Genomic DNA, 23,044 nt, shown 5'->3' with positions numbered 1-23,044 from the left:
TGCATTAATTACCCTTATGAGCCTATCATTGATAGGGATCATATTCGTACAAGGGTATTGGATTTTGGACAGTGTACGTGCTAAAAGAGAACAATTTTCTTTTAGTGCAAAAAGGGCTGTTATCAAAGTAGCCGAAAAAATACAAGAAAGGGAGTTTGAAGAATATTTTTATACAGTTGATAAATTAATTGACAGTATCGGAATCCCTGATGATCTTACCTTTGATGAATATTTTTTAATAAATGAAGACCCTATTACCAAGGATCTCTTTCTATACAGAAACGGAATATTACAACAGGATTTTAAATTATCTGCGCCTGCTTTTGACCGAGATATGGATAGCACAACGTATAAGCGCTATTTTAACCTGAGTTCAAGACAGATTATAAGTAGGGGGAATTCGATAGATGGAACCGTCTCTACAGGAGATAAAATTCAGGAATTTTCTAAAATTGATGATTTTAGTAGAATGAGTTATCAAAATCTAATTACAGATGTATTAGAGAAAACACCCATACACAAACGCGTTTCTGTAGAGGAAATCCAACGGGTGATGACTTTGGAGCTAGTAGAGAGAGATTTAGAAACAGATTTTGAATTTGGAATTTTTGATAATGACCTTTTAACCAAAGTCCGTTCAGAAAACTTTGAATTTGAAGGTTCCTCACAATTTTACCAAGCGCCGATTTTTGTGGACGAGAATGGGAAAACGGATTATTATTTGTACGCCGAATTTCCTGGAGAGAAAAAAATAGTCATCTCTTCTATTATAGGGATGATTGCATTATCAGTCATATTTACATTAATTATTGTTGTTGCGTATTCAAGTGCATTGCATCAATTAAATAAACAACGTCAAATCTCGCAGATAAAGACCGACTTTATTAATAATATGACGCATGAGTTTAAAACCCCTATTGCTACAATTAACCTAGCATTAGATTCGGTTAAAAACCCTAAGATATCTGGTGATCCTGAAAAGGTTGCTTATTATCACAAGATGATTCGTGAAGAGAACAAACGAATGCATGCACAAGTAGAAAACGTGTTACGAATCTCAAAATTAGAGAAAAATGAACTTGATATCCGTAAAGAAAGATATAAGTTGCACGATATTATAGAAGATGCAGTGCAGCATGTGGCACTCATTGTAGAAGATCGTAACGGATCAATAACAATGCATTTGGATGCTCAAAAATCATCCATATTGGCAAATGAATCACATTTTACCAATGTGATCGTTAATATGTTAGAGAATGCTGTGAAGTATTCTTCTGGACCACCTAAAATAGATGTCTATACAGAAAATGTAAAGAACTTTATTTTTGTAAAAATTCAAGATCAAGGCGATGGGATGTCTAAGGCAGCACAACGCAAAGTTTTTGAAAAATTTTATAGGGAACATTCAGGAAATATTCACAATGTCAAAGGACACGGTTTAGGCCTAGCCTATGCCAAACAAATTGTAGAAGACCATCAAGGAGAAATCTTTGTGGAAAGTGAGAAAGGAAAAGGAAGCACATTCATCATTAAATTACCACTAATATCATAATTATGGAAACTGAAAACAAAAAGATTTTACTCGTAGAAGATGATCCAAATTTTGGAACAGTCTTAAAGGATTATCTATCTATGAACGATTATGATGTCACTCATGCCAAAAATGGGATGGAGGGCTTCGAAAAATTTAAAAAAGACGATTTTGACCTTTGTATACTAGACGTCATGATGCCTTACAAAGATGGCTTCACCCTAGCCAAAGAAATTCGTGAGAAAAATGCCGATGTACCTATCATTTTCTTAACCGCAAAAGCGCTTAAAGAAGATGTATTAAAAGGATACAAAGTAGGGGCCGACGACTATCTCAATAAACCTTTTGATAGTGAAGTACTCTTAATGAAAATCAAAGCGATTATCCAACGTAAGAGTGTAGACTCTGTCGCAGATAGTAAGCAATTTGAATTTGTAATTGGAAATTTTCATCTGAATTCAAAACTTCGTTTTTTAACATATAAACAAGAAGAGCCTATCAAGCTTTCGCCAAAAGAAAACGAATTATTACGTATGTTGGCTTTACACGAGAATGATCTCATGCCTCGTGAATTGGCACTTACAAAAATATGGAGAGATGACAACTATTTTACATCCCGTAGTATGGATGTATACATCGCAAAACTCCGTAAATATCTCAAAAAAGACGATACTGTAGAAATTTTAAATATCCACGGAGAAGGATTTAGATTGGTTGTGAAGACCATGTAAATGTACAACGGTATTAGTGAAGAAAGAAAAAAACGTCCTGCGGTTAGCAGGACGTTTTTTTGTGCAAAAATTCAGCGATTTCTTCAAAGGGGGTTTGGTAATCAAACCAAGTGATGGAAGTATCTTTTCGGTACCATGTTAATTGCCTTTTGGCAAATCTACGCGTATTGGTTTTTATATTTTCAATAGCTTGTTCGAGAGAGACAGTTCCTTCAAAATAGTCAAAAAGTTCTCTGTATCCCACAGTTTGTAAGGCGTTTAACCGCTTTCGCGAAAGCAAACCCTGAACCTCTTCCACAAGTCCATGTTCGATCATTATATCTACACGCTTGTTGATACGGTCATAAATGATTTCCCGATCGGCAGAAAGTCCGATCTTAATGGTTTCAAAAGGGCGTTTTGGTTTGGGTTTATCTAAAAAAGAAGAGAAAGGTTTTCCAGAAGAAAGGCATACTTCCAAGGCCCGTGTCACCCGTTGATGATTTTGGATATCAACGCGCTCATAATAGACAGGATCTTTTTCTTTAAGAAGCCCTTGTAAAGCTTCGATTCCCTTGGAGGTAAATAACGTATTCAGCTTTTCTCTGACGCCTGGCGTCACATCAGGAAAATAATCTAAGCCCTTTATCACAGCATCTACATACATTCCTGAGCCGCCAACAAGGGTGATATACGGATGCTCTAGATGTAGTGTTTCTATGAGTTGGATTGCTTCTCTTTCAAAGTGTCCTACGCTATAGGTATCTTCTATAGAAATATGTTGAATACAGTGGTGTGTCGCTGCAGCAAGTTCATCAGGATCAGGAACGGCCGTGCCAACGCTCATTTCTTTATAAAACTGACGTGAGTCTGCAGAGATAATTTCTGTTTGGAAGTGTTGTGCAATTTTTATGGACAGCGCTGTTTTCCCTATGGCCGTAGGACCTACAACAGCAAAGAGATACTTAGTCATCATGTAAAGGGTAGCCACAGTTATCACAAAAGTTAGCATCATCATCATGCGTACTATGATTGCAATTTGAACAAGACTGTGTATTGGTGTGTATACGTTTATCAGGTGTATCTTTTAAAGCACTCTTCGTGTACTCGGCACTTACTATACCCGTGGGTACTGCTATAATGCCATACCCCATAATCATGATGATAGAGGCAAGAAACTGCCCTAAAGGAGTAATGGGCGCGATATCTCCATAGCCTACGGTGGTAAGAGTAACAATACACCAATAAATACTCACAGGAATATTTCTAAATCCACTTTCTTCTCCTTCTACGAGATACATAGCAGTTCCGGAAATGATGCAAATAATGAGTACTGTAAATAAGAAGACACTTATTTTGGTTTTACTATCTACAAGAGCTTTGGTAAGTTTATTAGATTCTCCTATATAACGCGTTACTTTTAAAATTCTAAAAATACGTAATAAACGCAAGGCTCTAACGGTAAGTAAGGCATGTGAACCCACTATAAAGAAGGATAAATACAATGGGATGGTAGATAGGAAATCAATAATCCCGTAAAAACTAAAAATATATTTTCTTGGTTTGTTTACGCTAACGATGCGTGCAAAATATTCAAAGGTAAAAAAGAGGGTAATGATCCACTCTCCCGCATAAAATATATCGTGGTATTTTGCATCTAGAGTACTTACACTTTCTAGCATGACAAGCACAATACTAGCCAGAATCAAAACCAAGAGAATCACATCAAAGAGCTTTCCATGTGGCGTATCTGCCTCATAGATAATTTCATGCATTTTGCGCTTCCAGCTTTTTCTTTGTTGCGTTTCCAAATAGTGTATTTTAAAAATATAAAAGTACTAAATCCTTAGGGATTCATAATGGTAGACAACGGAATGACTTTATATGATTTTTTAGTACGTAAGTAACTTTGTATAATATGTTGTGCATCTCTGTTATTATCCATTTTTGTAATAATTGATTTTAAGATGTCTATATTATTTAATTGGAAGTTTAGATTATAAAAACCAATCCCCTGGAAGATGCCATCTTCTATTAAAACAACAGAGCGCTCATCGACCTCGCGACCTTTGTCAACCACGAGCATGCTTTTATTTTCATAACTGTAGGTATTAATAAAGTTTTGCGCCCTTTGGTTATATAACTCGGGTGATTCTTGATTCATACAAGCGCCTTCACATTTTTTTATAGTGTACCCAAAACAGTTTCCTTTGGAATTTGTGAGGCCTGTTTTATTTTGACAAAGGGTATAAATTTCTGTAATACGGTCTAAATGTGCTTTTGCAGAAGCTATAGAGCTGTAGGTAGTAATGCTTTTTTTACGATCATCTGCTTTTTCTGTTTTAAAATTGATGTACCCATCTTCATCCATAAAATGGGTAAGCTGGATTTTAAATTTTGTTCTTCGTAAGGCTCTGTTAAAAATAGGCTTGTTGCGTTTAATTTCCTCATTTTCTTTGAGTAAGGCAATGAGTTCGCTTCCTGTTTCTTCATAGGAGACAGCCACCACATCTTCTTGAATCTTTTTGCTCTTGCGATTATCGCTTGTAAAATGTTGAGTAAGTCGTTTTTTTATATTTTTACTTTTTCCAATGTAGATAATGGTACCATTTACATTATGCATATAATACACACCACACACAGAGGGGACTTCTTCTATGATGTCCTTGAGTTTTTTGTCCATGTTTTTACGAGGAAAAGCCCGTATAGATTCTTGGATTATTTTTTTCTCCGTGTCTTTGGCAAGTAGCATTTTAAAAAGCTTAACGGTAGCGATGGCATCGCCACTCGCTCTATGTCTATCGGTCATAGGAATACCTAGTGCTCTTGTAAGTTTTCCTAAACTATAGCTTTTATGCCCTGGTAATAAATCTTGAGATAAGGCTACCGTACAGAGTGTTTTTCGCTCATAAGGGTATCCAAGTCTATCAAATTCTAAACTGAGGATACGGTAGTCAAATTGTGCGTTATGAGCAACAATAATACAGTCTTCGGTGATTTCTATAATGCGCTTTGCAACTTCGTAAAACTTAGGAGCGGTGCGTAACATCTGGTTGTTGATTCCAGTAAGATTGACTACAAAAGCCTGTATAGGGCGCTCAGGATTTACGAGGCTTATAAATTGGTCTACTACTTTATGTCCATCAAATCGATATATGGCAATCTCGGTAATACCCTCTTCATTGTATTTACCTCCTGTCGTCTCTATGTCTAAAATCGCGTACATTGTTAATTCCCAGAAATAAGGGAATTTTCCATCGTTTTAATATTAATAATCAAACATCTCTTGCGTGAGATGGTGTTCTATGTAAAAGAGTATAAGATACTACTATTTTGTGTATTTGGTCAATACGACTGTTAATTCTATGAATAATTTCGTTCGCCAAAAATAGCACTTCCTATACGTATCATGGTGCTCCCATTTTCAATAGCGAGTTCATAATCTTGTAATATTTTACGGAAATATGTGTATGAATGGTTTTAAAAATATACCATTCATCCACATAAACCACCATGCTCCATGGTTCAATTATAATTTCGTTCACCAAAAATAGCACTTCCTATACGTATCATGGTGCTCCCATTTTCAATAGCGAGTTCATAGTCTTGTAATATTTTACGGAAATATGTGTATGAATGGTTTTTAAAATATACCATTCATCCACATAAACCACCATGCTCCATGGTTCAATTATAATTTCGTTCACCAAAAATAGCACTTCCTATACGTATCATGGTGCTCCCATTTTCAATAGCGAGTTCATAGTCACCACTCATTCCCATGGAGAGGATGGTGAGGTTTTTGCTTTCGCGAAAGCGTATAAACAAACTTTCTAAGGTCTTAAACTCTGCATCTACTTGATTCATGTCATCTGTAAACGAGGCCATACCCATCAACCCAACAACGCGCACATTGGGATAGGCGTCAAGCTGAGAACCTTTGAGTAGTTCAGTCGCTTCAGGGATTGGCATTCCGTATTTGGAGTCTTCTTGTGCAATTTTCACCTGTAATAATACATCTACAGTACGGTCAACTCCTGACGCTTGTTTATTGATTTCCTTGAACAATTTAAGTCGGTCGGCACTGTGAATAAGACTCACGTACGGAATCATATACTTCACCTTATTAGTCTGTACATGACCTATCATATGCCATTGAATATCTTTAGGAAGTTGCTCCCATTTTTCGGACATTTCTTGGATTTTATTTTCACCAAAAACGCGTTGTCCGCAATCATAGGCTTCTTGAAGTGCGGAAATAGGTTTGGTTTTAGAGACTGCCACAAGGGTTACCGACGCTGGAATGCTTTTCTTGAATTGTATAATATTTTCTTTAATGCTCATGGTGGTGGTGTTTCAATAGGGCTTTAAAACTCATAAATGGTAATCCCACTTCGTAATTTAGGCTCGATGTAGGTGCTTTTAGGAGGCATGGTAAAACCATCATCTGCAATGGTTTTAATTTCATCCATCGTAAGTGGAACCATCCCAAAGCCAACAGCATACTCTCCTTTGTCAATCACATTTTTCACGTACATCATGTCTTTTTTTCCACCAGCATAGGCGATGCGATCATCATTACGTAGATCTGAGATTCCTAAAATAGGTTCGAGAATGGTTTTATATAAAATCTGAGTATCCAATGCCTCTAAGGTATTTTCAAAGTTATAATTACTCTTACGTAAATAGAGCGAGTAAAATTCACCATCTAAATACATAGAAAAATGATGTTTTTTACTGGGTTTATAGGTGGTAACTCCTCTGTTTTCTATTCTGAAATAGGTGTCTAAAGAAATCAAAAACTCCTCTTTAGATAATCCGTTAAGGTCTTTGACGAGCCTGTTAAACTCATAAATCTGTACGTGAGATTCAGGAATAAAATAACTCATAAAGTAATTGTAGGTTGCCTCTTCGTGATACGCTGGGTCATTTTTTTGATGCTCTTTTGCCAATAAATACGAGGATGAGGAACGATGGTGTCCATCTGCAATATACAATTGTGGCATCTGAGCAAAGGCTTCTTGAATGGTGGCAACACTCTTTGGATCATTGAGTACCCAGAGGTAATGTGTATCTCGCGTTGTAGATGTAAACTCGTATTCAGCACGTTCTTCTATCACTTTATTGATAATGGCGGTAATGGCATCATTATCTGGATAGGTGAGAAGCACAGCTTCTGCATTAAATCCTACAGTATCTAAATATTCTTTGAATAACTCTTCTCTATCTTCTAGGGTGTCTTCGTGCTTTTTGATACGATTATCTTCATAGTCAAAAATACTAGCCCCTCCGATGAGTCCGCAAAAGACGCGATCATCTCGGTCTATGATTTTGTAAATGTAAAAGGAAGGCTGCTCGTCTTGTATAAATATGTTATCTTCTTTGAACTCCTGATAGCGATTACGCACCAGTGTAAATGTTTTTTTACCAGTGATTTCTTTTTGGTACTTATATCCAGGATTTACGATATGTAAAAACGAATACGGATTTCTGTCCATTCTGAATTTACGTCCTTTTTTTGAGTAGGACTCATACGACCTAGCTGCTACGAGACTAACTTTGTCTCTGGTAGGGCGTACCGCACGAAATGGGATGATTTTTGGCATATACTTGCTTCGTATTTAAGAGACAATATTCTCTGTGATCACCTGCTCAAAAAAAGCACGGTCTTCATCTGTTTTAAACGCAGACTTCGGAATATAACTAAAATTATTTTGAGATACATACAAAAGGTATTCATGCTCGGTTTGTGACATTTTTACAAAGCTAGCAACACTTATTTTTGTTTCGTTATCTGCAATGTCTTTGAAGTATAAAAAGGAAGTGTCTACTGTTAATACACTTTCAATAAAATAACTAGCATTATTTTTTGCATAAACCCATCTATAGATTCGAAAAATACTTAACGGGATATACAGAAGTCCAAAAATAACAGCAAAACTGGCAAAAGCATTCTCAGAGAATTTTGGAATGTAAAAAATAAGGAGGCTTGCCATCAATACCACCATATACCATTTCGTTTTAAAAAATAAGGTCACCAGCAAATTGAAATATCTCTTTTGCTCTAGACGATATGGGTGGGTTGTGATCTGTTGCATTACTTGGTGGATTTTTTCTCTTTGTCAATCATCGCTAAGGTATCATTGATAAAGTCGGTTTTAGAAAGCACATAACTCCCTCTGTCATTCTTAAATTTTGATGCAGCAGCTATTTTCAGTGCTTCATAGGCTTTAGCTCTTGCCAGATGATTATTCAAATAATCTCTAAACTCGACTTGCCTCCACATATAATTGTCTTTTGTACACATGTGGATATGAAAAATTTGTTCTTTTTCTCCTTCCAGAGTATAACCTTTTCCAAAAGACATATAAGCATCAATACCCTCTCTTTCGGGTACTTTGAAATACGAATAGCCTAAGGCTTCAACGTTTTTGATAAGCTGTTCATCAAAAAGATGATGATGGGAAACCTCGATAATAATATCTATGTATGGTTTCGCTTTGATAGCAGGAATAGCCGTACTCCCAAAGTGCTCTATTCGTAAGATAATCGCTTTGCCAATACGATCTACAATACGTTTTTTTTCTTGTTTGTAAATTGTCTTCCACTCAGGATGATGGTCAACAAGGGCTATCGGAAAGAGCGTATTCCAATCTTCTTTAGTTAAATCATATACACTTTTTTTCACCGAATGATTGATTTGATACAGGGTATTCCTAGTATAGCAATTTCTTTTTGATTACCGTCTATTTCTACAGTAGTATCATCAATAATTTTAAAATGGTCTTCTTGACTCGTGCTTGGAATAAAGATCGTATTTGCTTTTACGTCTTTATCATTAAACGTTAATACGATCCAATGATCCCTTTTTGTCCAAGTACCTGAGAGTGTTGTCGTTTTTGGTATTTCTCCAGATGTTGGCTTGGACAAAGGAGCCTGATAATACACAAAAGTACCTTTCTTTTTTATCGTTACGTTAATATCTGTTATAGTATTAAGTGTATTTCTATATACTATAGCCATGTAATTTTCAGAAGAATCAGCGGCAGTTTCTGTAAGTGCTTCTTTGTTTGCCTGTACTTCTTTTGTATTGCCAGTTTTATCAGGTTGCTTTTCGTCTTTGCAAGAAAAAAAGAAAAGGGTCATAGTAACTACAAGTACCGTATATAGGCTGTTAGCTTTAAAATTCATGATTCCTAAAAATTTATGCAAACATCTTCGCTACGTTCTCTGCTTTGCGACTTTCTGAATAATCATAAAAACCTTCTCCAGACTTGACGCCTAATTTCCCAGCACGCACCATATTGACTAACAATGGGCAGGGGGCGTATTTTGGATTTTTAAACCCATCATGCATTACTTCAAGAATAGAAAGACATACATCTAGTCCTATAAAATCAGCGAGCTGTAAAGGTCCCATTGGATGTGCCATTCCGAGTTTCATCACCGTATCAATTTCATAAACCCCTGCCACACCATTATATAACGTCTCAATAGCTTCATTGATCATCGGCATTAAAATACGATTTGCCACAAAACCTGGGTAGTCATTGACCTCTACAGGTACTTTTCCTAAACTTTTAGAAAGCTCCATAATCGTTTCTGTCACGGCATCACTTGTAGTATACCCACGGATGATCTCCACCAATTTCATAATCGGCACTGGGTTCATAAAGTGCATCCCAATCACCAATTCAGGGCGATTGGTGACCGCTGCAATTTGCGTAATCGATATTGATGAAGTATTAGTAGCAAGAATGGTGTCGTCTCCAGTCGCTTCATCTAAATCTCTAAATATTTTAAGTTTGAGATCTACATTTTCTGTGGCTGCCTCCACCACAAGCCCCGCATATTCCACCCCTTCACTTAGATCTGTGAACGTTGTAATATTAGCAAGGGTTTCTTGCTTTTGATCTTCAGTGATGCGCTCTTTAGCAACCTGACGATCCAAATTTTTGGTGATCGTTGCCATTCCTCTATCAAGCGATGCTTGAGAAATATCAATCAGTTGTACTTTGTATCCACTTTGTGCAAAGGTGTGTGCAATCCCATTTCCCATGGTTCCTGCACCAATAACGGCTATGTTTTTCATATTATCTTCTTTTCATTTCTGTCCTTCGGCTATCGCTCAGGATAGACTCGGGCGGAAATCTCATGGTGTTATTTGTTATTTTCGCTCAACTTCTATTGAGTCAGAAATCTTATTTATTTTCTTATATGCTTTCGCGAAAGCAAAACCTGTTTTATTAATTATTTTTATATATCAATTCGGTTCCATGCCAAGGGCAATACTCCCAATTTCCATTCAGTTGTTCTTGATCTTCTGGGCAGATTTTCTTTTCTACCATAGACTGTAACGGCAAACGATAGATGAAATCGGTATCATTTACTTTAACTAAAAGCTTTCCTTTATTATAAGGAGAAATAGCTGTAGTGCCATCTTCAAGATCATTTCTAAAAACATAAAAAATCATTTGTTCTCCCAACTGTCCTACCATGTTTGCAAGCGTTGGGCGAAAAAGATTGATTAACTCTTTAATGTCATCTGGCGTCTCTTCTTCAGACAAAGGTGCTAAAATTTCATTCTTATCGATGATACTAATGACCGCATCTCTTCTTTTAAAACCACTAAACGGACTTATATCAGAATTTACGACAGAAAAAAGTGAGTATCCTTTTAATTGGTTTTCAATATCAAGGATGATATCTTCTCCAATATCAGGAGAGTCAGCGAGTGCAAATCTCCAATACTCACTAGGAATCCACCATACTTGTTTGATATTAGATTCTACCTTTTTCATGAGGATCAAATCTTTAACCATATCAACAACTTCTACTTTTTCTGCTTTCTGTTGTGCGTTGGCAGTCAGTATTGTTCCTATAAAAATGACGAGTGTACATAGTTGTTTTAACATCATTATCTTCTAAAAATTAGCAATGACCATTTTAGCGACACGCAACGCTTCGGTACCAGCTTCAAGTGAAACAATAGGTGTGGTGTTGTTTTTTATGGCTTTCGCGAAAGCGTCCAACTCATCAAGAATCGCATTATTAGCGGGGACGTCTGGGTTGTCAAAATAGATTTGCTTTTTAATACCTTCTGCATTTTGAAGAATCATCGCAAAATCATCAGGATTCTCAGGTGCATCTTTCATTTTTACTACTTCGACTTTTTTCTCTAAGAAATCCACAGAAATGTAGGCGTCTTTCTGAAAAAACCGCGCTTTACGCATGTTTTTAAGAGAGATACGGCTTGCCGTAAGGTTGGCGACACAACCATTTTCAAACTCGATACGAGCATTGGCAATATCTGGCGTTTCACTGATTACAGAAACGCCACTTGCCGATACATTCTTTACGGGACTTTGTACTACACTTAAAATCGCATCAATATCATGGATCATCAAATCCAACACTACAGGAACATCCGTCCCTCTAGGATTAAACTCGGCGAGACGGTGCGCCTCAATAAACATCGGTTTTTGAATCGAATCATTCACTGCCATAAATGCCGGGTTGAAACGCTCTACATGACCTACTTGACCTAATACTTTATGTTTTGCGGCAAGGGCTAATAATTCTTCAGCTTCCTCGACGGTATTTGTGATTGGTTTTTCTATAAAGAGATGCTTTCCAGCCGTAATGACTTTTTTTGCACACTCGTAGTGAAAGGTTGTCGGAGTGACAACATCTACCATATCACAGGCATCAATGAGTGCTTCCATGGTATCAAATGGGGTGTACCCAAATTGGTTAGCAATGGCTTTGCGAACTTCTGGAGAAGCGTCGTAAAAGCCAATAAGCTCATAATTTTCAGATTGTTGTAACAGGCGTAAGTGTATTTTGCCAAGGTGTCCTGCACCTAATACTCCAGCTTTAAGCATAGGGTTGATTTTTATACAAAAATAAGGTATTTAGGGGATTATATTTAAGAATCTCAAAGAGAAAAAAGATGTGCAGGAATCTGTTGTAGATTTTTCTGAAAGCTGTATTTTTATGCCAATGAAGGATACAACGCGCCATCAAGGAAAACGAAGACAACTCGTCGAAATCGTCAAGAAAAAGGGGATCGCCAATACTGCGGTTCTTAAGGCTATTGGTAACATACCACGTCATTTTTTTATGGATAGTAGTTTTGTAGATCATGCGTATCAAGACAAGGCCTTCCCCATTGCAGCAGATCAAACGATCTCGCAACCTTATACAGTCGCCTTTCAGACGGAATTGTTAGAGATAAAACGAGGAGATCAGGTATTGGAAATTGGTACGGGAAGTGGCTATCAAACGGCTGTTTTATGTGAGCTTGGCGCGAAAGTCTACTCGATAGAACGTCAACAAGAACTTTACAAGAAGACAAAACTTTTCTTATCTAAACTTGGCTACCGACCCAAATTTTTAAGTTTTGGCGATGGGTATAAAGGGCTACCTGAATATGCTCCCTATGATAGTATCATCGTAACCGCCGGAGCCCCCTATGTGCCTAAACCGTTATTGAGTCAGCTGAAAGTAGGTGGAAGACTTGTGATTCCTGTAGGCGATGATCCGCAGATTATGACGCTATATGTTCGCGTAGAAGCGACTAAATTTGAGAAAAAAGAGTTTGGAGAGTTTCGATTTGTACCTTTGCTAGAAGATAAGAACTAGGTTATGGAATTCTCTTCAAAACTTCTGGAAAATGCCGTGTATGAAATGTCACAATTGCCTGGCATAGGAAAGCGTACAGCGTTGAGGCTCGTATTGCATTTATTAAGACAACCAGAAACACAAACACATCACCTCGCAGAAGCATTGCTTACGATGAGAGATACCATTAAGTTCTGTGAGAAATGCCATAACATTTCTGATGTAGAATTATGTGAGATTTGTGCAAATCCAAATCGTGATGCCTCTTTAGTGTGTGTCGTAGAAGATGTAAGAGACGTCATGGCGATAGAAAGCACCAGCCAGTATAAAGGATTATATCACGTATTAGGCGGTAAGATTAGTCCGCTAGATGGTATAGGGCCACAGGAACTGAATATCTATTCGCTCGTAGAAAAAGTAAAAGAAGGCGAGGTAAAAGAAGTCATCTTTGCGCTAAGTTCCACCATGGAAGGTGATACCACCAATTTTTATATCTATAAACAAGTAGAAACATATAACGTACAGACCTCTACCATTGCACGTGGGATTTCTGTAGGGGATGAATTAGAATATGCAGATGAGGTTACGCTAGGACGTAGTATCTTACACCGTATTCCGTTTGAAAACTCTTTGTAAAAGCATTGCTGTTTGATTTTTTTTATTGATTTTTGATATACTTAGTTATACCTTTTTTTTATATGAAGTATTTTATTTTATTTTTAGCGACACTATTCTTCTTTTCTTGCTCAACTGATAATCAATCTAATGATGAAATAGATTTGGTAGAAATCATGGATCAGACAGATGAGGAAGAAGATACGTCCTGTAATGGAGGAGTATTTGTAGGCAATGTTATTTTAGAAACTCAACAAGAAATAGAGGAGTTTGGAAATTTGTGTTATACTTCAATTAGTGGAGATCTTTTTATTGGATTCGAAAATTTACCAGCAAATTTTGATATTATTGATCTTTCACCTCTTAGTAATTTAACGACTATTTCTGGGGAATTAAAAATTGATAGTTTAGGTTTAGAAATAGAAAATCTTTTTGGTTTACACAATATTATAGAAATAGGAGGGGATTTAACTATACATGGTTCTAGCTTGCTTTCATTAGATGGTTTGGAAGGAATTAATTCAGTTGGCGATATAATATCCATAATTGGTAATGATAATATAACTTCAATTTTACCTCTTCAAAATATTTACTTAGAGGATAAAACTCTTATACAGGTTGGTGTTAATGATAACTTACAGGATTTGAAAGGTCTAGAAGGGTTAGTTAATGCACCATTTACTAATTTGGTCGTTTTTGGTAATCAATCATTGGTTTCTCTAGAAGGGCTTAATAACTTAACTGAAATTGGTATACTCACTCTGAGTAATAATTATAATATAGAGTCCCTCTTGGGATTAAGTAATTTAGAAGAAATTTCTTCGCTTGGTATCAATGACAATAATAGTTTAAGCTCTTTAGATGGACTGCAAAACCTTCATACTGCTTCGTCTATTAGTTTTGTTAGATGTAATGGGCTAATCACTACGGAAGGTTTACAGAATCTTACAAATACTTCAGGTATTAATATAGCGAATAATGACAGTTTAACTGAAATTGTAGGATTTGAAAGTATAGAAGAAGTTTATGGAATTACAGTTTCATATAATCCTGTATTAAGTTCTTTAAGTGGCTTTCAAAATATTAATATAGCTGATAGGATAATTATATCAAGTAATGATATTTTACTTGACATTAATGATTTTGGAAATTTATCATCAATAACCAGTAGATTAGATATTCTTAATAATAGTAATTTAGTTTCAATAGAAGGTTTGTCTAATTTAGTTACAGATAATAACTCTTCAGTTTTTATAAGTGTGAATCCAAATCTTGAAAGTCTAAATGGGTTACAAAATATGGGGATTGTAAAAACTTTAGGCATACGTGATAATCAAAGTCTTACTTCATTAGCACCTTTGGCAAATCTCTCGCAAATTGATGTTTTAAGAATAAAGGATAATGAAAATTTGATATCCTTAGAAGGGCTTAGTGGAATTTCTAGCTTAAATGAGCTAGAAATAATAAGCAATTTTAATCTACTTACACTGGAAGGATTAAATAATTTACAAGAGGTAAGTTCTCTGTATAAAATAATTAACAACCATCTTTTAGCTGATTTTTGCACTGTGAGTAATGTCTTTTCTAATGAATTTCAAGCTATTTATGAAGTGTCTGCTAATGCATTTAACCCATCAATAAATGATATGCAAAATGGAAATTGTAATATGTAAAACATCATTGAATCCTCATTAAAAAATTAACTAATATATAAGGTACTTGAAACAACTTTCTGTCGTCATTGTAAATTATAACGTACGTCACTTTTTGGAGCTTTGCTTACATAGTGTGCAAGCAGCAACGACGATGATTGATGCAGAAATTATTGTGGTAGACAATGCGTCTGCCGATGATAGTTGTGAGATGGTGAAGATGCTATTTCCAGAGGTTATTCTGATTGATAATACAGATAATGTCGGTTTTTCTGCCGCCAATAATCAAGGCGTAGCGATTGCAAAAGGGGACTATGTGTGTATTCTCAATCCCGATACCTGTGTGACAGAAGAGACCTTTACAAAGCTCTTAGCCTTTGCAAACATGACTCCAAAAATGGGGGCTGTGGGTACACGACTCATCGATGGGACTGGGCGATTTCTACCGGAAAGTAAGCGTAATTTACCCACACCTAAAGTGGCCTTTCAAAAGATATTTGGGAGCGGCACTTCGTATTATGTAGATCATCTTAGTCAGACAGCTGTCGGGCCTGTCACAGTTCTTGTGGGGGCTTTTCTATTTTTAAAACGAAGTGTTTACCAGGAAGTGGGTGGTTTTGATGAGCAGTATTTTATGTACGGCGAGGACATTGATCTTTCCTATACGATTGCAAAAGCGGGATATCAGAACTATTATTTCGGTGAGACCACGGTCCTTCATTATAAAGGCGAAAGCACCGCCAAAGATGCGACTTACCGCAAACGATTTTATGGGGCGATGCGTATTTTTTATCAAAAGCACTTTAATAGTAATCCTTTAGAAGCCCTTTTGGTGAGGTTGGGGTTGTGGCTGGCTACGCTTTCGCGAAAGCGTATACAAGAGAGTCAACAAACACCTCCAATAGCCTATGCTATCATCACAGAAAATGACATCCTAGGCCAACACCTTTCTGAGGCGTTACAAACAGAGGTTCAAAAAGTACAACGTATAGAATTGCTAAAAGAAGGCACCGAAGTTTTTCTGGATGTAACCTACTTATCATACACAGGTTGTATTCAATTGATCTCAGATTATACAGATAAAGCGTTTACGTATAAGCTTATTCCTAAAAATACTACCTTTGCAATTGGAAGTAATAGTAAGGAAGGAAGGGGAGAAGTGCTTCAATTTTAAAGTAAGAATATTATGAATTTGACAAAATAAATTCGTTAAAAATAGTATTTTTGCACAAACAATAACAAAAACACCTTTTAAATAAGAAAATGGCAAGATTTGAAGTTAAACTACCAAAAATGGGAGAGAGTGTTGCAGAAGCAACATTAACCTCATGGCTTAAAGAAGTAGGGGATACTATTGAAGCAGATGAAGCGGTACTAGAAATCGCTACCGATAAGGTGGATAGTGAAGTCCCAAGCGAAGTAGATGGTGTTCTTGTCGAAAAACTTTTTGAAATAGATGATGTTGTCCAAGTGGGACAAACCATCGCGATTATAGAAACAGAAGGTGATGCGGTAGCTGATGCAGCTCCAGCCGCAGCTGTTGAAACCCCAACTGTTGCACCAGCCGTAGCTGCTGTTGAAAAAACAGTTACTGCTGCAAAAGATAGCGTGGCTACTCCTGTCGTGAGCTCAGAGGATCGTTTTTATTCGCCATTAGTGAAGAATATGGCAAAAGAGGAAGGCATTTCACAAGCGGAATTGGATGGAATTGCTGGTACTGGAAAAGATGGGCGTGTGACTAAAAATGATATGCTTGCATATATTGAATCACGCGGAACTCAAAAACAAGCGCCTGCAACGGTAGCACCACAAAAAACAGTAGTTCCTGCGGCAAAAGCAACAGCAAGTCCTGTGAGTGTGAATGGAGAAGATGAGATTATAGAAATGTCGCGTATGGGGAAACTTATCGCACATCATATGGTAGCATCTGTACAAACCAGTGCACACGTGCAGTCATTTATAGAAGCCGATGTAACCAATATCTGGAACTGGCGTAAGAAAGTAAAAGATAGTTTTGAAAAAAGAGAAGGGGAGAAATTGACGTTTACACCCATTTTTATGGAGGCAGTTGCCAAAGCGATCCGTGATTTCCCAATGATCAATATTTCAGTAGATGGAGATCGTATTATCAAACGTAAAAATATCAACTTGGGAATGGCTGCAGCACTTCCTGATGGTAACCTCATTGTTCCAGTGATCAAAAATGCAGATCAGTTGAATCTAGTAGGAATGACCAAAGCGGTCAATGATCTAGCCAGTCGTTCTCGTGGTGGAAAATTAAAACCAGACGATACACAAGGCGGAACATATACTGTTACCAACGTAGGTACGTTTGGAAGCATCATGGGAACTCCAATTATCAATCAGCCGCAAGTAGCGATTCTTGCGCTGGGAGCGATACGTAAAGTACCTGCGGTGATCGAAACTCCTGACGGCGACTTTATCGGAATCCGTATGAAGATGTTCTTATCACACTCCTATGATCACCGTGTCGTAAATGGTGCCTTAGGAGGACAGTTTGTAAAACGTGTTGCGGAGTATCTAGAAGCATGGGATGTAAATACAGAGATTTAAAATATATACCTATACCATACAAAAAGCCTCATTTCAATTAGAAATGAGGCTTTTTTAGTACATATTATTTTGTGTTACTCCATCTCCTTCAATTTCTCCATGAGTTGCTCATAGGTTTCTATATCTACAAAAATCTTTCCGCCTAAATTAACAATAGGAGTTGTGAGTGTCGCTAATGGAGTCGTAGAGTTTTTGAACGTCTTTTCTAGGTATTCCTGCATCTTAGGTTGCTCACTTAGCGCTTCTGTTTTAAAAAGATAGATGCTTTCTTCCAGACTAGCAATGAGGCTATCACAGCTTGTACAAGAATCTGTGAGATAAATAAGGATGGGACGTTTGGCTTCGATTTTCACGAGCTCAAAAGGTCTTTTTAAGGCTCTTTTTGAAAGGCTATCATTCACCACAATCTCATACGTATACTTAGGAGTTTTGCCGCGTTCAATAATCAAACTCTTAATATTGACTTTAGAAGTGGCAGGAATCCGTGTGAGTCTTGGTTTTGCTTTGCTTTGCCTAAAACCAGTGCCTGTCACGGTAATCATGACATCAAGGTCTTTTTCATTTTCGTTTACCGCATACAATAGTAGTCGGTTTGCTTTTTGTTCATCAATAATTTTAATGGGTCTGTCCTGCGCTTTTGAGATAAAAGTAACAAGGACTAATAGAAGGAGTGGTAGCTTTTTAAACATGTTATGTAGGATTAATGTGTTTATACTGTAAAAGTAAGGTATTATACGCTTTCGCGAAAGCGAACAAAAAATAACAAAAAATAACTTAAAAAGGAATTTCTGAGGTGGGGTATGTAAGATCTTCAAAGGTTTTTGTCCAAACACCATCCACGCGTTTTTCTCCATACTCATTAAACAGTCCTTCTGGAGTCCGTTGGAAAATAAGGCGATAGTCATCCCCTAGCATACAAATGAGTTTCCCGTCTACGATTTGCCCTGTAAAAGGTCGAACCCCCGTACGTCTGAAAGCATAATAGTAATATTGTTTTTCTTCTGCATTGTAATAAATGAGGGTATGTAGGCTTAATATGGGTTTGCCATCTTGAATGGATCGGTGTTTTAACACCAGCAGTTCGCCGTCTAAGTCATAGCGAACTTTGGAGAGCACCTCGTAGGGTTTGTTTTGCTCTTTAGGATATAGCGTTCCTGTTCCCTTCCAATCGCCAATCATAAAGGACAATTTGGCAAGTGCTTTTTGTTCTTCGCTTTGCGCGAAAGTGGTTTGTGTCATATAGCAAAAGCTTAGGAGTAGAAGGACTGTGAGGTAGTTTGCTGTTTTCATTTTAGTCTTTTATAAGATTGGTTAGGTGCTTTAAGTACCTATATTTAGGAAACAAATCATAGATAGGAAATTTCAGCAGAGTTTTATAAATCATGAACAAACAATTAATTATATTTTTTTTGTGCCATTCTTTATTGATGTTTTGGTTCATTTTCCATTACGTGAAATGTTAGACTTGGCTTTTGTCCGTCATATAAGATTAAATTTGTCGAGTCTTTAACTCCTCCAAAACTCTTGTTCAATTCGGCTCTTTTTAAAGAGTCAGCTGGTTTTTTGTATTCGTATGATAAGAAAACCCATGTGTCCTTATCAAATACCAAGTTTTCAATTTGTTTTAAGTTTGTATGTACTACTTCAAAAATAATTTTGTGTTTCCCTTTAGTCAGATTTCTATTCTCAATATATTGTAGGTCGGGTGCAATATTTGAATATTTCACATTTTTTTCGAAAATTGTATCATTATCAATTATTAATCGCAAGAGTATTTCTGATTGGTCTCGACTTCCGTTTGAGATATAAAAAAAGCCATCAATTTTTGATTCACAACCAAAAAGTGAAATCAATAGTATAAATATTAATAGGTTTTTCTTTTTCAAATCACAAAAAATAGTTCATATCCTCACTTTACCGTCTCCCAGTCAAAATTCTGGATAAAATGCTCCATGTTGATAATATCAAAATACATGGTTTCTTTGTGCATAATCACGGGAAGCTTGATGACTTCATAGCCAGAAACCGAATCTTTCAAGTGGGACCACATCAGATCAAAAACCGCATTGTTCTTTTTGATGTCTAATGCCCGATGTTTGATTCGTTCTCGATCCAAATATTTTGTAAGATAGGTACATTTCTCACAGTCATCCTCCACAAAAAGGGTGAACTGGTCAGGATTGACGGGCAACAGATGCACACGTTCTTTTTGGTCTGCGCCTTTTCGTTTTTTGATGGTTTGTAATTGCTCTTCAAACGTAAATACTTTGGTGTAGGTTGGGGTGGCGCCCTTTAAGGGTATCAGAATAATCATGACCACTTTGCTATGAGGCGGTATTTTTTTGATGATTGGGCGATCTGCACTGCGTCTAAAACCTTCACCTTTTACCATTAGGAAAGCCTCTTGTTCGACGTCTGTATTGTTTTGCGCGTACAACGTCCATCGTTTGGGTTGCTTATCTTCTATGAGTTCGACAGCAGGGGTTTGTGTGGGTATAAAGAAAGTAGCTAAAACAAAAAGGATAGGGAATATAAACTTCATAAAAAATGTACTTCACATATAAAGCCACAAGATACATATTCTTACATTTTTAAACTATATCGGGAGGAAGATCGACTTTCAAATTGTATTTTTGTGGCTCAATAAAAATATATGAAGCTTAACATAAGTAGACCTATTTGTTTTTTTGATTTGGAAACGACTGGCATTAATGTCGCCAAAGACCGAATCGTAGAAATTTCCATATTAAAAGTATTTCCAGACGGAAGAGAAGAAGAATATACCCAGCGTATCAATCCTACAATACCTATTCCTGCAGAGACAACGGCTGTGCATGGGATCACTGATGCTGATGTGGCTGATGCTCCTACATTTGCACAAAAGGCCAGTGAGATTCATAATCTCATTAAAGATTCTGACCTAGCAGGGTTTAATTCGAATCGTTTTGATATCCCTCTATTAGCTGAAGAGCTACTGCGATGTGATATCGATTTTGATATGAAAAATAGAAATGCCATTGACGTACAAAACATTTTTCATAAAATGGAACAACGTACCCTGGTGGCTGCTTATAAATTTTATTGCGACAAAGATTTAACCAATGCACACAGTGCCGCTGCAGATACCAAAGCGACCTACGAGGTGCTAAAATCACAACTAGCACGTTATGACGATTTAGACAACGATATGAAATCGCTAGCAGATTTTAGTTCGCGTAAAAAATTGGCAGATTTTGCAGGATTTATTGGGTATAATGACAATGGGGATGAAATCTTTGCTTTTGGAAAACACAAAGGTAAATTAGTAGAAACGGTATTGGAGCAAGAACCTGGATATTATGGATGGATTCAAAATGCAGATTTCCCTCTTTACACGAAGAAGGTGTTAACAGCAATTAAGCTAAGAAGTTTAAATACTAAATTGTAATTATTTTTAGTTTACAAATGAGATATTTAATTACCTTATTATTTCTTGCTACATCAAGTTTATTTTCTCAAGAAATAACTATAAGAGGTGTTGTAGTTGATAAAGAAACAAATAAGCAAATACCTTACGTTAATTTAAGTATTTTAGACAAAGAAGGTGGAACATCGTCTAATGAAGATGGATTGTATACTTTAAAAGTTTTAAGAGATGTATTGGACAGTGATCTATCTATAACTAGTTTGGGATATAGAGATACAATTATATCAATTAAAAAGATGGTCAGTATTGATACTGTTTTCTTAACTCCTAAAACGGAATGGTTAAATGAGGTTTTAGTGTCTACTGCTCCAAAGAATCTAGAAGAATTGATTGTGAATCCATTATTTAAGAAAAAATCAAAAGGCGGATTCAGAGGTGGTAAAAGCCCATATATAGTTGCTATGTTCTTTCCTCATAAGGAAATATATGATTCGTTTAATCATCTTAAAAATGTGAACTTCCAATTATACAGACATGAAGAATCAAGTGCTAGAGTTAGAATATATAGAAGAGGAACAGATGGATTACCATCTGAAGATGTACTAAAAGAAAGTGTGATCGTAGACATAAAAAAGGGACAACGAGATGTAACGGTTGATGTTTCTGAATATGACATACAAATTCCAAGAGAAGGTTTTTATATAGCTTTTGAATGGTTGTATATTCCAAAAAACGAATATGTAGAAGTTTATAAAAGTAAAAATGGATTAGGCAAAAAAGGGAAACGTGAAGAACTGCTTTTTGCCCCCTCCTTAGGAACAATTATGAAGAATAAAGGAACTTTTGAAGCAGCCGAGTTTTACAAAGGTGCATGGAGGTTTTTAGGAGAAATGGATGATAAAAATCCAAAAACAGGAGCGCCAGCGATAGGTTTTACGCTATCAAACTAAAAAAATAAATAATTTATAACCATTATGAAACTCATCTGTATTGGACGTAATTACGCAAAGCATATTGAAGAATTGGCCAACGAAAAGCCAGAACATCCTGTTGTTTTTTTAAAACCTGACTCTGCAATTCTCTTAAAAAAACATCCATTTGTAATTCCAGAATTTTCAAAAGATGTGCATCATGAAGTTGAAATTCTAGTCAAAATCAAGAAGATAGGGAAATACATAGATAAAAAATTTGCGCACACCTATTATGATGAGATTGGGCTAGGAATCGACTTTACCGCCCGTGATTTACAATCAGACCTCAAAGCCAAAGGACTTCCTTGGGAAAAGGCTAAAGCCTTTGACGGCGCTGCTGTTATAGGCGATTGGTTGCCTAAAAGTGACTTTGAAAATGTAGATGCTATCGACTTTTCGTTGCAAAAAAATGGTACCGTTGTCCAGGATGGAAATACCGCACAAATGCTTTGGAAAATTGACGAATTAATAAGTTATGTCTCTCAATACTTTACTCTTAAAATTGGAGATATTATATTTACAGGCACGCCAGCTGGAGTTGGTCCCGTTGCCATAAATGATAAATTAAAAGGATTTATTGGAGACAAAGAGATGTTTTCTATCCACGTGAAATAGTGATGACAAGAAATTATAACCTAGAGAAAGTAAGAGAAATTGCTGGAGGCGATGATAGTTTTGTAACTGTAATTGTTGAAACATTTCTACAAGAGATTCCGCCAGATATGGAGTCTATGCAAACAGCCATAGCAAATGATAACCACAAGATGGCCTACCAATTTGCGCACAAAATGAAACCGAACTTAGACATGTTTGGAATCGATTTATTAAAGCAAATTGCCGCTATGGAGAAATGGTCAGATTCCAATAAACCTACGGCTGCTATTCAAGATCAGCTAGATCAAATTATCACAACCCTTACTATTGTGATCGCAGAACTGAAAGAAGATTTTAACTTCTAGTTT

The 23,044-nt window shown here is 36.5% G+C and carries 26 protein-coding genes; 11 read left to right on the top strand and 15 right to left on the bottom strand.

Going from position 1 to position 23,044, the window contains the following annotated elements; all coding sequences use genetic code 11:
* The first annotated feature begins 16 nt into the window (after positions 1-16).
* Together ACFO3O_RS00645 and ACFO3O_RS00640 are read left to right on the top strand one after the other, a co-directional pair.
* Positions 17-1,552: a sensor histidine kinase gene (locus tag ACFO3O_RS00645; RefSeq protein WP_379976586.1), complete on the top strand. Its 1,536-nt coding sequence runs from the start codon at positions 17-19 to the stop codon at positions 1,550-1,552.
* A gap of 2 nt (positions 1,553-1,554) precedes the next feature.
* Positions 1,555-2,262 carry a response regulator transcription factor gene (locus ACFO3O_RS00640; RefSeq protein ID WP_379976585.1) on the top strand — a complete coding sequence of 236 codons (708 nt, stop codon included), beginning with the start codon at positions 1,555-1,557 and terminating at the stop codon, positions 2,260-2,262.
* 43 nt (positions 2,263-2,305) lie between these two features.
* Here ACFO3O_RS00640 and miaA read toward each other — a convergent pair whose 3' ends face one another.
* From miaA to ACFO3O_RS00585, 11 genes are all read right to left on the bottom strand, one after another.
* The gene (gene miaA / locus ACFO3O_RS00635) at positions 2,306-3,214 is read right to left on the bottom strand and encodes a tRNA (adenosine(37)-N6)-dimethylallyltransferase MiaA (RefSeq protein ID WP_379977226.1); all 909 of its coding nucleotides are present in this window, start codon (positions 3,212-3,214) and stop codon (positions 2,306-2,308) included.
* A complete protein-coding gene (locus ACFO3O_RS00630) occupies positions 3,207-4,052 on the bottom strand; it encodes an ion transporter (protein WP_379976584.1) in 846 nt (281 codons plus the stop codon). Before ACFO3O_RS00630 ends, miaA begins: the two co-directional genes overlap by 8 nt.
* A gap of 35 nt (positions 4,053-4,087) precedes the next feature.
* Positions 4,088-5,467: an exonuclease domain-containing protein gene (locus tag ACFO3O_RS00625; protein ID WP_379976583.1), complete on the bottom strand. Its 1,380-nt coding sequence runs from the start codon at positions 5,465-5,467 to the stop codon at positions 4,088-4,090.
* A gap of 461 nt (positions 5,468-5,928) precedes the next feature.
* A complete protein-coding gene (locus tag ACFO3O_RS00620; RefSeq protein ID WP_379976582.1) occupies positions 5,929-6,585 on the bottom strand; it encodes a YggS family pyridoxal phosphate-dependent enzyme in 657 nt (218 codons plus the stop codon).
* A 23-nt stretch (positions 6,586-6,608) separates the two neighbouring features.
* Positions 6,609-7,847 (bottom strand): DUF1015 domain-containing protein, encoded by a 1,239-nt coding sequence (locus tag ACFO3O_RS00615; RefSeq protein WP_379976581.1) that lies wholly within the window; start codon positions 7,845-7,847, stop codon positions 6,609-6,611.
* A 15-nt stretch (positions 7,848-7,862) separates the two neighbouring features.
* A complete protein-coding gene (locus tag ACFO3O_RS00610) occupies positions 7,863-8,339 on the bottom strand; it encodes a YcxB family protein (protein WP_379976580.1) in 477 nt (158 codons plus the stop codon).
* A complete protein-coding gene (locus ACFO3O_RS00605) occupies positions 8,339-8,929 on the bottom strand; it encodes a GrpB family protein (protein ID WP_379976579.1) in 591 nt (196 codons plus the stop codon). The genes ACFO3O_RS00610 and ACFO3O_RS00605 overlap by 1 nt, the downstream gene beginning before the upstream one ends.
* Entirely contained in the window at positions 8,926-9,432 is a 507-nt protein-coding gene (locus ACFO3O_RS00600) for a hypothetical protein (RefSeq protein ID WP_379976577.1), read from the bottom strand. The genes ACFO3O_RS00605 and ACFO3O_RS00600 overlap by 4 nt, the downstream gene beginning before the upstream one ends.
* Positions 9,433-9,445: 13 nt before the next feature.
* Positions 9,446-10,333 (bottom strand): 3-hydroxybutyryl-CoA dehydrogenase, encoded by an 888-nt coding sequence (locus tag ACFO3O_RS00595; RefSeq protein ID WP_379976576.1) that lies wholly within the window; start codon positions 10,331-10,333, stop codon positions 9,446-9,448.
* 154 nt (positions 10,334-10,487) lie between these two features.
* Entirely contained in the window at positions 10,488-11,159 is a 672-nt protein-coding gene (locus ACFO3O_RS00590) for a hypothetical protein (RefSeq protein ID WP_379976575.1), read from the bottom strand.
* A 6-nt stretch (positions 11,160-11,165) separates the two neighbouring features.
* On the bottom strand, positions 11,166-12,125 hold the full coding sequence (locus tag ACFO3O_RS00585; protein ID WP_379976574.1) for a Gfo/Idh/MocA family protein: 960 nt from the start codon (positions 12,123-12,125) through the stop codon (positions 11,166-11,168).
* A gap of 118 nt (positions 12,126-12,243) precedes the next feature.
* Between ACFO3O_RS00585 and ACFO3O_RS00580 the strand changes: the two genes are divergently transcribed.
* The 5 genes from ACFO3O_RS00580 to ACFO3O_RS00560 all read left to right on the top strand — a co-directional run bounded on the left by ACFO3O_RS00580 (position 12,244) and on the right by ACFO3O_RS00560 (position 17,705).
* The gene (locus ACFO3O_RS00580; RefSeq protein ID WP_379976573.1) at positions 12,244-12,885 is read left to right on the top strand and encodes a protein-L-isoaspartate(D-aspartate) O-methyltransferase; all 642 of its coding nucleotides are present in this window, start codon (positions 12,244-12,246) and stop codon (positions 12,883-12,885) included.
* A 3-nt stretch (positions 12,886-12,888) separates the two neighbouring features.
* Positions 12,889-13,500 carry a recombination mediator RecR gene (recR, locus tag ACFO3O_RS00575; RefSeq protein WP_379976572.1) on the top strand — a complete coding sequence of 204 codons (612 nt, stop codon included), beginning with the start codon at positions 12,889-12,891 and terminating at the stop codon, positions 13,498-13,500.
* A gap of 62 nt (positions 13,501-13,562) precedes the next feature.
* Complete coding sequence (locus ACFO3O_RS00570; RefSeq protein ID WP_379976571.1) at positions 13,563-15,152, top strand: hypothetical protein; 1,590 nt, start codon at positions 13,563-13,565, stop codon at positions 15,150-15,152.
* 46 nt (positions 15,153-15,198) lie between these two features.
* Positions 15,199-16,305 (top strand): glycosyltransferase family 2 protein, encoded by a 1,107-nt coding sequence (locus tag ACFO3O_RS00565; protein WP_379976569.1) that lies wholly within the window; start codon positions 15,199-15,201, stop codon positions 16,303-16,305.
* Between the two features lie 89 nt (positions 16,306-16,394).
* Entirely contained in the window at positions 16,395-17,705 is a 1,311-nt protein-coding gene (locus tag ACFO3O_RS00560; RefSeq protein WP_379976568.1) for a dihydrolipoamide acetyltransferase family protein, read from the top strand.
* 74 nt (positions 17,706-17,779) lie between these two features.
* On the opposite strand, the gene ACFO3O_RS00555 is transcribed toward ACFO3O_RS00560, so the two are convergent.
* The 4 genes from ACFO3O_RS00555 to ACFO3O_RS00540 all read right to left on the bottom strand — a co-directional run bounded on the left by ACFO3O_RS00555 (position 17,780) and on the right by ACFO3O_RS00540 (position 20,247).
* Positions 17,780-18,394, bottom strand: a complete 615-nt coding sequence (locus tag ACFO3O_RS00555; RefSeq protein ID WP_379976567.1) for a hypothetical protein — start codon at positions 18,392-18,394, stop codon at positions 17,780-17,782.
* An 85-nt stretch (positions 18,395-18,479) separates the two neighbouring features.
* Complete coding sequence (locus tag ACFO3O_RS00550; protein WP_379976566.1) at positions 18,480-18,995, bottom strand: hypothetical protein; 516 nt, start codon at positions 18,993-18,995, stop codon at positions 18,480-18,482.
* A gap of 131 nt (positions 18,996-19,126) precedes the next feature.
* Positions 19,127-19,591, bottom strand: a complete 465-nt coding sequence (locus ACFO3O_RS00545; protein ID WP_379976565.1) for a hypothetical protein — start codon at positions 19,589-19,591, stop codon at positions 19,127-19,129.
* Between the two features lie 23 nt (positions 19,592-19,614).
* A complete protein-coding gene (locus ACFO3O_RS00540) occupies positions 19,615-20,247 on the bottom strand; it encodes a hypothetical protein (protein WP_379976564.1) in 633 nt (210 codons plus the stop codon).
* Positions 20,248-20,358: 111 nt separating this feature from the next.
* On the opposite strand from ACFO3O_RS00540, the gene ACFO3O_RS00535 reads away from it, so the two are divergent.
* From ACFO3O_RS00535 to ACFO3O_RS00520, 4 genes are read left to right on the top strand one after another with little or no spacing between them, the layout of a single operon-like run.
* Positions 20,359-21,132, top strand: coding sequence for an exonuclease domain-containing protein (locus ACFO3O_RS00535; protein WP_379976563.1), 774 nt, complete (start codon positions 20,359-20,361; stop codon positions 21,130-21,132).
* Positions 21,133-21,149: 17 nt separating this feature from the next.
* Positions 21,150-22,061 carry a carboxypeptidase-like regulatory domain-containing protein gene (locus tag ACFO3O_RS00530; protein WP_379976562.1) on the top strand — a complete coding sequence of 304 codons (912 nt, stop codon included), beginning with the start codon at positions 21,150-21,152 and terminating at the stop codon, positions 22,059-22,061.
* A 24-nt stretch (positions 22,062-22,085) separates the two neighbouring features.
* Positions 22,086-22,697: a fumarylacetoacetate hydrolase family protein gene (locus ACFO3O_RS00525; protein WP_379976561.1), complete on the top strand. Its 612-nt coding sequence runs from the start codon at positions 22,086-22,088 to the stop codon at positions 22,695-22,697.
* Between the two features lie 2 nt (positions 22,698-22,699).
* Positions 22,700-23,041 carry an Hpt domain-containing protein gene (locus ACFO3O_RS00520; RefSeq protein WP_379976560.1) on the top strand — a complete coding sequence of 114 codons (342 nt, stop codon included), beginning with the start codon at positions 22,700-22,702 and terminating at the stop codon, positions 23,039-23,041.
* Positions 23,042-23,044 lie beyond the last annotated feature (3 nt).

It is taken from the genome of Dokdonia ponticola (assembly GCF_042653865.1).
GTDB classification, from domain to species: domain Bacteria; phylum Bacteroidota; class Bacteroidia; order Flavobacteriales; family Flavobacteriaceae; genus Dokdonia; species Dokdonia ponticola.
This window is presented reverse-complemented; position numbering and strand designations above follow the sequence as displayed.